The sequence below is a fragment of the Pseudomonas quercus genome (genome assembly GCF_012033695.1).
Lineage (GTDB): Bacteria > Pseudomonadota > Gammaproteobacteria > Pseudomonadales > Pseudomonadaceae > Aquipseudomonas > Aquipseudomonas quercus.
Map to the genome: position 1 here is coordinate 582,743 of NZ_JAAVJI010000001.1, position 13,394 is coordinate 596,136.

General features: G+C 61.2%; 10 protein-coding genes. 5 read left to right on the plus strand and 5 right to left on the minus strand.

Going from position 1 to position 13,394, the window contains the following annotated elements; translation table 11 throughout:
• Nucleotides 1-13: 13 nt before the first annotated feature.
• From HBH25_RS02580 to HBH25_RS02600, 5 genes are all read left to right on the plus strand, one after another.
• Nucleotides 14-469 (plus strand): GNAT family N-acetyltransferase, encoded by a 456-nt coding sequence (locus HBH25_RS02580; RefSeq protein WP_168081172.1) that lies wholly within the window; start codon nucleotides 14-16, stop codon nucleotides 467-469.
• On the plus strand, nucleotides 469-1,326 hold the full coding sequence (locus HBH25_RS02585; protein WP_168081174.1) for a CAP domain-containing protein: 858 nt from the start codon (nucleotides 469-471) through the stop codon (nucleotides 1,324-1,326). Before HBH25_RS02580 ends, HBH25_RS02585 begins: the two co-directional genes overlap by 1 nt.
• Before the next feature lie 63 nt (nucleotides 1,327-1,389).
• Entirely contained in the window at nucleotides 1,390-2,820 is a 1,431-nt protein-coding gene (locus HBH25_RS02590; RefSeq protein ID WP_168081176.1) for an FAD/NAD(P)-binding protein, read from the plus strand.
• A 336-nt stretch (nucleotides 2,821-3,156) separates the two neighbouring features.
• Nucleotides 3,157-3,399 (plus strand): hypothetical protein, encoded by a 243-nt coding sequence (locus HBH25_RS02595; RefSeq protein ID WP_168081178.1) that lies wholly within the window; start codon nucleotides 3,157-3,159, stop codon nucleotides 3,397-3,399.
• Between the two features lie 175 nt (nucleotides 3,400-3,574).
• Nucleotides 3,575-6,217 (plus strand): excinuclease ABC subunit UvrA, encoded by a 2,643-nt coding sequence (locus tag HBH25_RS02600; protein WP_168081180.1) that lies wholly within the window; start codon nucleotides 3,575-3,577, stop codon nucleotides 6,215-6,217.
• Nucleotides 6,218-6,227: 10 nt separating this feature from the next.
• Here HBH25_RS02600 and HBH25_RS02605 read toward each other — a convergent pair whose 3' ends face one another.
• From HBH25_RS02605 to HBH25_RS02625, 5 genes are all read right to left on the minus strand, one after another.
• On the minus strand, nucleotides 6,228-7,778 hold the full coding sequence (locus HBH25_RS02605; protein WP_229631780.1) for a sensor domain-containing diguanylate cyclase: 1,551 nt from the start codon (nucleotides 7,776-7,778) through the stop codon (nucleotides 6,228-6,230).
• A 79-nt stretch (nucleotides 7,779-7,857) separates the two neighbouring features.
• Nucleotides 7,858-9,669: an ABC transporter ATP-binding protein gene (locus HBH25_RS02610; protein ID WP_168081182.1), complete on the minus strand. Its 1,812-nt coding sequence runs from the start codon at nucleotides 9,667-9,669 to the stop codon at nucleotides 7,858-7,860.
• Nucleotides 9,670-9,812: 143 nt separating this feature from the next.
• Nucleotides 9,813-11,153, minus strand: coding sequence for an MFS transporter (locus HBH25_RS02615; protein WP_168081184.1), 1,341 nt, complete (start codon nucleotides 11,151-11,153; stop codon nucleotides 9,813-9,815).
• A gap of 211 nt (nucleotides 11,154-11,364) precedes the next feature.
• Nucleotides 11,365-12,648 (minus strand): sugar MFS transporter, encoded by a 1,284-nt coding sequence (locus tag HBH25_RS02620; protein WP_168081186.1) that lies wholly within the window; start codon nucleotides 12,646-12,648, stop codon nucleotides 11,365-11,367.
• A gap of 360 nt (nucleotides 12,649-13,008) precedes the next feature.
• Nucleotides 13,009-13,179, minus strand: coding sequence for a con-10 family general stress protein (locus HBH25_RS02625; protein ID WP_168081188.1), 171 nt, complete (start codon nucleotides 13,177-13,179; stop codon nucleotides 13,009-13,011).
• Nucleotides 13,180-13,394: the final 215 nt, after the last annotated feature.

Below are 13,394 nucleotides of genomic sequence, written 5' to 3' on the forward strand. Positions count from 1 at the left end.
CTTGGACACTGCCATGCCCGTTACCTGGACCTGCCTTCATCACCATGATCTCGATAAAGCAACGCTGTACGATGTGCTACGCCTGCGCTGCGAAGTGTTCATCGTGGAACAGCATTGCCCTTACCAAGACATCGACGACCGAGACCTGGCAGGCGACACCCACCACCTGCTGGCCCATGAAGAAGGCCGGCTTGTCGCTTACCTTCGCCTGCTGGCACCTTGTGCCGAGGCGCCCGCTGCCATTGGGCGGGTGCTCACTGCGCCTGAAGGGCGCGGCCGAGGGTTGGGCCATCAGCTGATGGAGCAGGCAATCGCCGCTTGCGAACGGCTATGGCCAGGCCAACCGCTCTACCTGTCCGCCCAGGCGCACCTGCAAGCCTATTACGGGCGATATGGGTTTATCGCCCAGGGCGACAGTTACCTGGAAGATGGTATTCCTCATATCGATATGCACCGCAGCGGCCGGTGATGCGCTCCATGTCTCTGAACGTACGTTTGACACCGTTATGCCTGCTGCCTTGCCTATTGGCCGCCCCAGTGGTGCAGGCTGCCGCGACACCTAGCCTGGCTCAGCTGATCAATGCCTACCGTGCGCGCCCTGCGGATTGCCCAAGGCTGCCTGCTACGCCTGTGCCCGCCTTGACGCTCAACCCAAAGCTGGCATTGGCGCCTGGGTATGCGGGCGGCATGCGAGACGGGCTGAAAGCTAACGGCTATCAGGCCGCTGCCGTCCGAGCCATCCGGCTCGACGGCCCGGACAACAACCTGGCGGCCCTTGCTCAGCTACGTGCAGGGTATTGTGCGGCGTTGCTGGACCGCCAATACACCGACATTGGCGTGAGCCAAGTGGGTACGCATTGGCAGGTGATGTTGGCGCGGCCGCTGCTTGACGCCGGTTTGAACGACCCTAAGGCTGCGGCTCAAGCCTTGCTCGCCCAAGTCAATGCCGCTCGTGCGAAGCCACGCCTGTGCGGCGCTCAGCGATTCAGTGCCGCCAAGCCCCTGGCCTGGAACCCGGCACTGGCTTCAGCGGCCTTGCAGCACAGCCAGTCCATGGCCTTGGGCAATTACTTTGCTCACGCCGGCCCTCAGGGAGACACGCCTTACGACCGCGCCAAGGCGGCTGGCTACCGCGGTCGCCAGGTGGGCGAAAACATCGCTGCCGGGCAAGGTTCACCCACGGCGGCCATGGCCGGCTGGCTGGCCAGCCCCGGCCACTGTGCCAACCTGATGAACCCGCTGTTTACTCAGGTAGGCGCTAGCTATACCGCCATGGCCGCCAGCCAGAACGGTATTTACTGGACCATGGTATTCGGCGCGCCTTAACGCCATCCCCCGCACTTATGCCCGGTGTACCATGGCCCTTTGGTCTTTCAAGGAAGTGGTGCCATGAGCGGGATCCAGCTAGGTGCTGACGGGGGCCGGTATGCTGATGTGGCGATCGTGGGCGGTGGCCTGAGCGGTGCGTTGCTGGCCATGCAACTGCTGCACAGGCCTGGGCCTCGGCGTATCGTGATCTGTGAACCCCGTGCCCAAGTAGGCCGTGGTGAGGCCTACAGCGCGGTAGCGCTGAGCCATACACTCAACGGCAACGCGGCACGCATGAGTATCGACCCGGATGCTCCCGATGACCTCACCCACTGGCTGACGGCTTACATCGACGGCGGCGGGTGGCCAGAGTCTGCACTTCAGCAGGTGCCGGTCGCCCAGTTGTTTCCCCCACGCGAGGTATTTGGCACCTATGCCCGGCAGCGGCTGGCCGAGGCGCTGGCGTCGAGCCCTGGTTCCACACTGGAGCACGCGCAGGCCGAAGTGGTGGACCTGTGTATCAACGAGCAGGGCGCAACGCTTGTACTGGAAGGCGGCGTGCAATGGCAGGCTGCCAGGGTGGTGCTAGCCACGGGCGTCTTTACGGCTGTACGTACCCAGCGCACAGGCAACGCTGCATTCAGCGGCCTGGACCCGTGGGATATCCAGGCCATGGCCGCCTTGCCCAAGGACGGGCGGGTAATAATCGTAGGTGCCGGCCTGACCATGATCGATGCGTTGCTCTCCCTGGAGCAGGCGGGGCATCAGGGGCCGATCCAGGTGTTCTCTCGCCATGGCCTGTTGCCGCAGCCACGCCGACAGCCACCGGACTGGGAAGATTTTCTAGCCCACTGGGAAGGCCCTGCCACACCCCGTGCGTTGTCAACGGAACTGCGGCGCCACTGCCGGCTTGCTGCTGAGCAGGGCGTGGATTGGCAGGCGCCTCTGGACACCGTACGGGCCCATGTGGGCCGTTTATGGCACCAGGCTAGCGAATTTCACCAACGGCAGTTCGTGCGCCACCTGCGGCCCTGGTGGGAAAGCCATCATCATCGCTCACCGCCCCAAGGCGCTGCGTTGCTGCAGCGACTGCGTACAGAGGGCAGGCTAAGCATCGAAGCGGCGAGCCTGCAAAGCGTGGTGTCCACCACCCAAGGGGTGCAGTTGGCGCTCAGGCGCCGAGGCGAAGCCGCCACTTGCCTTATAGAGGGCGCGGCCGTCATCAATTCCAGTGGCATCGAATACGATTGGCGACGCGTCGCCAAACCTTTGCCCCAGCGATTGCTTGCCCAAGGGCTCGTGAAGCCCGGCCCCTTGGCACTGGGTATCGATGCCGATGATGGCGGGGCGGTCAGGGATGCGGCAGGGCAGGCCTCTTCTGTGCTGTTCTCCCTTGGCCCACCGTTGCGCGGCCTGTGGTGGGAAAGCACCGCTGTAACTGACGTAGCTGCGCAAGCGAAAGCACTGGCCATCAGGCTGGCGTCTACAGTGAGCAATCTGCTGCCCCGGTGACGGCGGAATCTGCCTCTTTTTGGGGCATTTTTACCTGGCATTTATGTCAGGTTTCTTTCAGAAAACTGCTGAGAGTGGGCAAAACGCCACTGTCGGTGAATTGACGGCGGAAAACCGCTGAAAAGGGCCGAAAAGAGAACCTTTATCGATTAGTGGCACTTTGGAATAGTTCATGTAAATCAAGTAGATATAAATGCAAGTGCCAACCTGTTGGCAAATCGCCACATTACCGACGACTGGTAGTGTGCCGCCCATTGTTTTCCCCTTTGAGGCATGTGCATCATCGCGCCAGTTTTCCTATCCGGCTGGCCTGGCCTCGCAAAGGAGTGTTGCCAAATGATGAGTGTTTTCGTAGTTGTAATGAGCATGTGTACAGCGTCTGAAGGCTGCCTGGATGAGCAGAAGCCTACGACCTATGCCTCACGTGCAGAATGCCTGGAAACCATGGCCACCATGCCAGTGAGCAGAGGGGTGAAATACCGCTGTGCAGCCACGCCTCAGTTCATGGTGAGCGAGGCGCGCAAGGCCACCCGCACCCACTTGGTGACCACCGCCTCAGAGGCGCCTATCAAGCCCTGAGCCCAAACGGCATGACATCGTTTTGGCCGACGGATCCGGCGCTGTAATAGGCGCCAGGCGCTGCTGCCCTCTGTGTGACACCTGCTTCCAGCCTGCCATTGTTGCCTTGCGCTAGCGCTGAACGATCCCGCCCTCCTAAGGATCGAACAGGCGTTAAGTACAGCAAGGACCTCAAATGACTTCCACGCCTGAAGCGCCCCGGGCAGACCTGGGCAGCGGATTCGTGCGGGTGCGCGGCGCCCGTGAGCACAACCTAAAGAACGTGGACGTGGACGTACCCCGCAATGCCCTGGTGGTGTTTAGCGGGGTATCAGGCTCCGGCAAATCGTCGTTGGCTTTCGCCACAATCTATGCAGAAGCCCAGCGGCGTTATTTCGAGTCGGTGGCCCCTTATGCGCGCCGTTTAATCGACCAGGCCGGTGTACCGGATGTGGGCAGTATTGAAGGCTTGCCACCTGCTGTTGCCTTGCAACAGCAGCGTGGTACGCCTAATGCCCGCTCGTCGGTAGGCAGCGTAACGACGCTGTCGAGCCTGGTACGCATGTTGTATTCGCGCGCTGGCAGTTACCCTGCGGGCCAACCCATGCTGTATGCCGAGGACTTTTCCGCCAATACACCGCAAGGTGCCTGTGACCACTGTCATGGGCTAGGGCGCGTGTTCGATGTGAGCGAAGCATCGCTGGTGCCCGATCCTTCCTTGTCCATCCGCGAGCGTGCGGTGGCGGCCTGGCCCACGGCCTGGCAGGGCCAGAACCTGCGCGACATCCTGGTAACGCTCGGCTATGACGTGGACATCCCCTGGCGGGACCTGCCACAAGCCCAGCGGGACTGGATTTTGTTCACCGAAGAAACGCCCACCGTGCCGGTGTACGCGGGCCTTTCGCCGGCCCAGGCCCGCGAAGCCCTCAAGCGCGAGGCTGAACCTAGCTACCAAGGCACGTTTACAGGCGCTCGGCGCTATGTGCTGCATACCTTTGCCCATAGCCAGAGCGCAATGATGCGCAAACGGGTAGGGCAGTTCATGCGCGCCAACCCGTGCCCGGTGTGCGACGGCAAGCGTTTGAAACCCGAAGCCCTGAGCGTGCGGTTCGCAGGGCTGGACATTGCCGAACTGTCGCGCCTGCCCCTGCAACGCCTGGCCGATGTGCTGGGCCCTGTGGCCAGCCCCGCCTACCTGACACAGGGCGAAGAACAGGGCGATACCCTGACGCCCGCGCAGGTGAAGGCAGGGCGCGATGCGCGCGTAGCCAAAGGGGGGAGCGAGCACGCCTCAGGCAAGGAAGTACGCCATACCCCAAACCTGTCGGTGGAAAAGCGCCTGGCTGCGCAGCGTATTGCTAACGAGTTGCTTGAACGGCTGGCCACCTTGATAGAGCTAGGCCTTGGCTACCTGGACCTGGAACGTAGCACTCCAACGTTGTCACCCGGTGAGCTACAGCGCCTGCGCCTTGCTACCCAGCTCAACTCTCAGTTGTTCGGCGTTATCTATGTGTTGGACGAACCTTCGGCGGGGCTGCACCCGGCGGACAGCCAGGCCTTGCTAGGTGCACTGGAGCGCTTGAAACAGGCGGGTAATTCGGTGTTCGTGGTCGAGCATGACCTGGACACCCTGCGGCGTGCCGACTGGCTAGTGGACGTGGGGCCGGACGCCGGCGAGCGCGGTGGCCAGGTGCTGTACAGCGGCCCGCCCGCTGGCCTGGCCCACGTGGCTAACTCTCGAACAGCCGCCTACCTGTTCGACCGTCAGGCACCGGAAGCCAGGGCGCCGCGGGCTGCTCAAGGCTGGCTGACGCTCGAAGGCATTACACGCAATAACCTCAATGGCCTGGATGTGCGCTTTCCACTGGGCTGCCTGACCGCTGTGACGGGCGTGTCCGGCTCTGGCAAGTCCAGCCTGGTCAGCCAGGCCTTGCTTGAGCTGGTCAGCCAGCACTTGGGGCAGGCGACCGCCGCCGCACCTGAAGAGGAGCAGGGGTTGGATGATGAGCCAACCCTGCCGGTAGAGGGCCGTATTGTAGAGGGCCTGGAGCACCTACGCCGCCTGGTCCCGGTGGACCAGAAGCCCATTGGGCGTACACCACGGTCCAACCTGGCCACCTACACCGGGCTGTTCGATCATGTACGTAAGCTGTTCGCTGCCACGCCCCAGGCACAAGCTCAGGGTTTTGACGCAGGCCAGTTCTCGTTCAACGTGGCCAAGGGGCGCTGCCCAACGTGTGAGGGCGAGGGTATGGTCAGCGTGGAGCTATTGTTCATGCCCAGCGTCTATGCCCCATGCCCGGTGTGCCACGGTGACCGTTATACCCCCGAAACCCTGGCGGTGCAGTGGCAAGGGCTGTCCATCGCCCAGGTGCTGAAGCTGACAGTGGAGGAGGCCTGTGAGGCCTTCAAGAACGAGCCGGCCGTGCGTCGCTCGCTGGACGTGCTTCAGGACATCGGCCTGGGCTACCTGCGGCTGGGCCAGCCTGCGACGGAACTGTCGGGCGGTGAAGCGCAGCGCATCAAGCTGGCCACCGAGCTGCAGCGCAGCGCGCGAGGGGCGGCGCTGTATGTATTGGATGAGCCCACTACGGGCTTGCACCCCCAGGATGTGGACCGCCTGCTGGTACAGCTCAATCGCCTGGTGGAGGCTGGCCATACCGTGATCGTGGTGGAGCACGACATGCGTGTAGTGGCAGGCAGCGACTGGGTGCTGGATATAGGTCCTGGCGCGGGCACCGCCGGGGGAACGTTGGTGGCACAGGGCACGCCTCAGACCGTGGCACGGAGCAAAGCAAGCAGAACGGCACCCTTCCTAGCGCAGGTGCTTAACTCCTGAGCCAGTGTTTTCAGGCGGTGCCGTCAGAGGCCATAAGCGCACCACCCCCGGTCGCTCGCCAGCGGTCGCGGCCTGAATGCTTGGCGGCGTAGAGCAGGGCGTCTGCACCTTTGATGATGGCGGCTGGGGAAGTGTCCTGTAGCGCCGGCTCACACACATACACACCACAGCTGGCCGTGACGATGCCACGGTCGTTATCGTGGTGGACAATGCCCAGCGCACGTATGCCTTCCAGCACATCGTCGGCTACCTTGCACGCGCCTTCAAAAGGGGTGTTGGGCAGCAGCAAGGCAAGCTCCTCGCCTCCATACCGAACTGCCAGGTCACTGGTACGCCGAACCGTGGCCGACAGTACCCCAGCCACGGCCTTGAGGCAGTCATCGCCAGCCGGGTGGCCGTAGCGGTCGTTGAACAGCTTGAACCGGTCCAGGTCTAGCATCAGCATGGCAACCGGGTAGTTCAGGCGCCGCGCACGGCTCAACTCGTCGATCAGCGCAATGTCCAGTTTGCGACGATTGGCAAGGCCGGTAAGGCCGTCGTGGAAGGCCATCTGGTTGAGGCTTTCCTGGGCAGACCTTAGCGCCTGCTCCACGGCCATGCGCTGCTTGAATTCGCGCATCAGCGCCGCGCCGAACAGCCCGATGCCGCACCCCAGCACACCCAGCACGAGCAAGGTCTTGAATAGGTCCACTTTCCAAGGTTGCAGGGCAGACTGACGGGAAAGCGCTGCTTGCACAACCAGTGGGTAGCCATTGACGCGCCGGAACCCGTAGATACGCCGTTCGCCGTCAAGGGGTGAATTGAAGTCGGCCGTTCCGTTGTCCATGTAGGGCAGGTACTGCGCGAACACCGGGCTATTGCCTAAGTTGATTCCGATGGCCGAGGGCAACACAGGCCGCCTGGCCAGCAGGGTTCCATCCGCCAGCAGCAGTACAAAGATGCCATGGGCATCGATTTCGAAGCTGGCGTAGAAATCCTGGAAATAATCAAGCCGCAAAGTCGCCAGGAACACGCCGGCAAAGGTGCCATCCGGGTGATTGATGCGTCGTGAAACAGGAATCACCTGCTCCCCAGTAGAGCGGCTGGTGATCACGGGCCCGATGTGCAGTCCAGGGTCGGGATGGTCGCGGTGCCAGGCAAAGTATTCCCTGTCGGCATTGTTGGCGTTTGGCGCAACCGAGTCCTTGTCAGTGACCAGCCAACTGCCGTCCGGGCCATAAATAAACAGCCCATGCAGCTGTGGCAGCAGGCCCACCTGGCGCTTGAGCAAGCCATGCAGGCGCTGCGCGTTCAGGTTATCCAGGCCGTCGCCTTCGATACGTTCGGTGATGCCGCCGAGCATCGAATCCACTTGGCGCAAGGCGCCTTCGGCATGCTGCTCGGTGGCATGGGCCAAGTTGGCCGCTGAGATACGTGCCTCATCGAGGGCACGACCGTAGTCATGCCATAACCGCACTGCCTCTAACGCCACGATGATCGCGATGATGCCCGATGTGAACAACAGGGTCAGCCGAATGACCCGCGCAGGGCGCATACCGTGAACATCAGGAGGCAGGGGCATCGGAGGTGACGGCATTCGGCCCTCAGAGCAGTGATGCATTGAAAAGTGCGCACAGTCTGGCAGCGCCCGGCAGGCACGTCTACCGGTAACCCTCGGCCTGCAGGGTGAACAGGCCCGCATACCGGCCGCCCTGTGCCATCAAACTTTCATGGCTACCCTGTTCCAAGATGTGCCCCTGTTCCAGCACCAGAATATGCCCGGCATTTCGCACGCTAGAGAACCGGTGGGAAATGAGTACGCTCATACGGCCTTGGGCATAGGTGCGAAAGCGCTCGAACACGGCAGCTTCTGCCGCAGCGTCCAAGGCCGCCGTGGGCTCGTCCAGGATAAGCAGGTCGGCATCGCGGCGCATGTAGGCGCGGGACAAGGCGATTTTCTGCCATTGCCCGCCCGACAGTTCCTGGCCCCCCAGGAACCATTTACCCAGTTGCGTCTGGTAGCCCTGGGGAAGGTGCTCAATAAAGGGCGCTGCCAGGCCCTGGGCGGCTGCTTCGTGCCAGCGCGCTTCGTCATTGAAGGCGCCTACGTCACCGACCCCCAGGTTTTCACCCACTTTCATCTGGTAACGCAAGTAGTCCTGGAAAATGACCCCGATGCGGCGATGCAGGGCATCAGGCGCCCAGTGTTGCAAGTCGCTGCCGTCGAGCAGGATGCGCCCTGTAGTAGGGCTGTACAGGCGGGTGAGCAATTTGATCAGGGTGGTTTTGCCCGAACCGTTTTCGCCCACCAGGGCCAGGCTCTGCCCCGGCGCTACCTTGAAATGGATGTCCCTGAGCGCAGGCCGCGTGGCGCCGGGGTAGGTAAAACCCACGCCTTCGAAGCGTACGCCATCGCCAGGCCGCACGCCTTCGGTCAAGGTGCCACCGGCTACAGGCACCGGTTGTGCCAGGTAATCGTACAGGTTGGTCAGGTACAGCCCGTCTTCATACAAGCCGCCAATGGCGCTGAGGCTGGCACCGATTGCCGCTTGCCCCTGTTTGAACAACACCAGGTACATGGTCATCTGGCCCAGGGTGGTCGTGCCGTGGACCGTGTCCAGCACCACCCAGGCGTAGGCCAGGTAAAAGCCCGAGGTGCCCAGCAACCCTAAAACGAACCCCCAGCCGTCGCGGCGCAATGTGAGGCGCCGGTCTTCGGCATAGAGCCGAGCAAAGGTATCCCGGTAGCGCTGAAGCAATAGCGGAGCGATCCCGAATAGGCGAACTTCCTTGATATGGGCTTCCTGGGACAGCAAAGCCTCGATGTAGCTTTGCTGGCGCGACTCGGGTGCGCGCCGGGTAAACAGGCGAAAGGCATCCCCGGAAAAATGCGTCTCTGAAAAAAACACGGGCAAGGCGGCCAAAACCAGTATCGCCAGCGCCCACGGTGAAAACTGCACCAGCAGCACCGCAAAGCTGCCCAGCGCCACCATGTTCTGCACAAGGCCCAAGGATTTGACCACCAGCCCTAAGGGGCGCGTGGAGGCGTCCCGGCGCACGCGAACCAGTTTGTCGTAGAACTCAGAGTCCTCGAACTGGAGCAGCGACAGGGTCTGGGCTTTTTCAAGGATGAGCAGGTTCACTTTCTGGCCCAGCTGAACCCGCAGCAGGGATTGCTGCACGGACAGCGCGCGTTGGGTGCCGGCCAGCAGTGCCAGCACCCCGGCTTCAGCCAACACATACCGCAGCACCGGCCAGAGCGGGGCCTGGCCCAAGCGTGCGTGCATCGCCATGGCGTCAAGCACGGCATCCACGATACGTTGCCCTATCCAGGCTGCGACCGCTGGCAGTATGCCCGCCATCAGCGTAGCGATGACCAGGCCGATGAACAAACCTCGGGAGGTTCCCCATACCAACGCGATGGCACGGCGGGCCTGATCCGGAAAAGCGGCAAAAAGGTGCAGGCGCGACATCAATGAAGGCTCCAGGGCATGCGTAGGCGCCAGTTGGACCGCTTCGCTGGGCAGAAGGTCACGTGCGCACGCCGGCTGTGCAGCCTGTCAGCAAAAAGGCCGCGTCAGGTCATGACGCGGCCGTAGGGGGAGAAACGGGAGGGTCAGCTCACCGCAATACGGTCCAGCGTGACCGGTTTGAGGCGTGGCGTGAGCGTATGAATGACTGCAATGGCAATCAGGTAGGCGCTACCGGCCACGATGAAGATCGGCTGGTAAGACTTGAACACTTCCAGGATATAGCCGTTGTAGGTGGTCATCAGCATACCGCCCATGGCGCCGGCCATGCCGCCGATACCAATGACCGAGGCCACGGCTTCCTTGGGGAACATGTCCGAGGGCAAGGTCATCAGGTTGGCGGACCAGGCCTGGTGCGCGGCGGCCGCCAGGCCAATGATGCCCACGACCAGCCACAAGCTAGACACGAACTGTGCGCTCACGATTGGGATCACCGCCAAGGCACAGACCAGCATGGTGGTCTTGCGCGAGGCGTTGGCCGTGCGGCCGTTCTTCATCTGCCGTGAAGAGCCCCAGCCGCCCAACACAGAGCCCAGGTCAGCCAGCAGGTAAATGGCGATCAGGGGTGGGCCAAAGCTTTTAAGGTTCAGCCCGTAGGTTTTGCCTAAAAAGTCTGGCAGCCAGAACAGGTACAGCCACCACACCGGGTCGGTGAGAAACTTGCCGGCGGCATAGGCCCAGGTTTCCCGGAAGGTCAGCAGCTTGAACCAAGAGATTTTCACAGGGGCAGCGGGCTTGGCCGATACCGGCGTTGTGTCTGACTGGATGTAGGCCAGTTCCGCTGGGCTGACGCCGGGGTGCTCGTGGGGGCGCCGGTACATCAGTAGCCAAGCGAATAGCCACAGGCAACTGACGATACCAATGGCAATGAATGCCGTGCGCCAGCCCCAAGCCAGCGTAATGGCAGGCACCAATAGCGGGGTGAGGATCGGCCCCATGGCCGTGCCCGCGTTGAAGATGCCGGTTGCCTGCGCGCGTTCTTTCTGCGGAAACCACTCCGAAACAGCCTTGAGGCTGGCAGGGAAACTACCGGACTCACCAAACCCTAGGGTAAACCGGGCCACGGCAAATTGGGTGACGGTACTGATAAGGCCGTGGCCGATACTGGCCAGTGTCCACACTGTAAAAGCCAGCGCATAACCTATCCGTACACCCACTTTATCGATTAAGCGGCCAAATGTTAGAAAGCCAATGGCATACGCGCATTGGAACCAGAAAACGATACTGGCGTAATCAGTTTCAGACCATTTAAGTTCAGCGGCCAAAGTGGGCTTTAAAATACCGATCATCTGCCGATCGATATAGTTGATGCCAATGGCTATAAACAGCAACGCGCAAATAACCCAACGGTATTTGCTTACGTACGATTGTTCCTGGGCAAGCGGGCGCGCGGTTGCCTGAACGTGAGGAGGGACCTGTGTTGTCATGTGTAGTGGCTTCCGTTGTTATTTTTATTGACCGTACTACCGGTTTTACCTACCGAAACGGCGCAGGCTGCATTTGTACGACATCCTATGAGATATCCTATGAGGCGGTGTCGAGCCTGTCAATGTGGTGCGCAGTGCAGCAAAACCATGAATAGCGGCCAATAAAAAAGGCAGCCTGTCAAAGGCTGCCTTCCAGGTCACCGCACGCGTGTCACACCACAGCAGGGCGCCGTGCATACCAACCGTAGGCCGCAATCACGGCATAGCAAACAGCGGGTACTGCCAGGGACATACCCAGGGTGGTCACGTCCGCCGCATAGCCCGTCAGCGGCGGCACAATGGCCCCGCCTACAATGGCACAGCAGATCAAGCCCGAGCCTTCAGCGGCACGCTTGCCGAGGCCTTCGCACGCCAGGGCGAAAATCGTGGGGAACATTACCGAGTTGAACAAGCCGATGGCCAGGATCGACCAGCCCGCCAGGGCGCCATGGGTGGTGGCCGCGCTGGCAATCAACACCATTACCATCACGGCTGCACAGGCCAGCACTTTGCCAGGTGCGAAGGTACGCAACAGCGCCGCGCCGATAAACCGGCCTACCATCGCCCCGCCCCAGTAATAGGCCACATGCTTGCCTGCCAGCTCGGCATTGAAGCCGAAGGTAGAGTCCTGCATCAGGAAGTTGGTCAGCAGGCTACCGATGGCGACTTCTGCGCCTACGTAGCAGAACAGGCAGGCGGCACCGAAGGCAAACCGGGGCTGTTTGAGCAGGCTCAGTGCCGAGAGGGGGTTGGCCCCTTCACTGGCGCCGGAGAAGGGCAGCTGCTTGCGCTGCTGCCATACCAGCAGGGCCACCAGGACCAGCGCCAATGCAATGCCTGCGTAGGTATTGCTGATCACTTTGGCTTCTTCGGCCAGGTACGCTGCCAGTGCTGAGCCTGACAAGGTGGCGGGGTCTACCTGGCTCAACGTGCCCAGGATCAACATAGCGCCCAGGTAGGGGGCCACTGTAGTACCCAACGAGTTGAAGGCTTGGGCAAAGGTTACCCGGCTGTGGGCTGTCCCTTTGTCACCCAGTAGCGAAATGAGCGGGTTGGCCACGACCTGCACAATGGTCACGCCAATGGCCAATACGAACAGCGCGATCAGAAATGCGCCGAACAGGCCAACCAGTGCGGCAGGAATGAACAATACGCAGCCGGCTGCCATGGTCACCAAACCAATGGCCGCGGCCCGCATATAGCCGATGCGGGCAATCAGCAAGCCAGCCGGGATCGAGGCGATCACATAGGCCAGGAAGAATGAGGATTGCACCAGCATGGCTTCAGCGTAGGTGAGGCTGAACAGGCTCTTGAGTTTAGGGATCAGGATATCGTTGAGGCTGGTGATGCCACCAAAGATGAAGAACAAAGCAAAAACGAACAAGCTCAACCGCTGGACGTTGGCAATGCCTGGTGTGGTGTGTTCCGGATTTACTGCAACGGTGTTATCCGTCATGGCCGCGGTCCTGTTTGTTATCGCGCAATGGGGTCAGTTTTGTGATCCGATAGGGGCAAGCCAGGCGTCTGCAGGAGGCGACCCAGAAACCCGGATATCGTGACGATGAACTGAAACCAGCGAAGCGGGAAAGTTCAGGCTTCCCGGCACGGGACAGGCTTTGGAACGCGGGTTTTCGCTATTTGCGGACAGATGGTCAGGTGACCACTGGCCAGAGCGGCGGACGCTGGCATTGGCCAGGGCGAATCTGGGGCGGCGTTATAACAGGGGGAGGCGCGAGGGTCAATCAAGCGAAGCGGCAATGCGGGTAAATACCTATAAGGAAGGAGGGCAGCCAGGCTGCCCTGCATGGAGCATCCTTCAACCTCGGCGGCTATTGCTGCTTTGGTCGCCCTTGCGTTGACTGTCGGAGGACTTGCCCGTAGTGGATGTATTTCCGCTGGACGCCTGTCCGCCTTTTCTGCCGGCTTCGGCTGCTTTTTCCTTATCGTTCGCAAAGTTGCCTGGATTGCTATTTCCGGTCTTGGCCATGATGCACTCCTAGTATCAAGTTTGGATGCCCCTGAAGTGGGACATAATGTAGGACATGCAGGGCAATAGGGTTTGTTCCCTATAGGCCTTACTGGCCGATCAATGGTAATAAGATAAGACGCATACAACTACCGCTTCGCTTTAAATGCACCAGATAGGTATTAAATGAAAGGGCATTAAAGGTATAGCAGTCAGTTATAAGTATCGTTTACTTT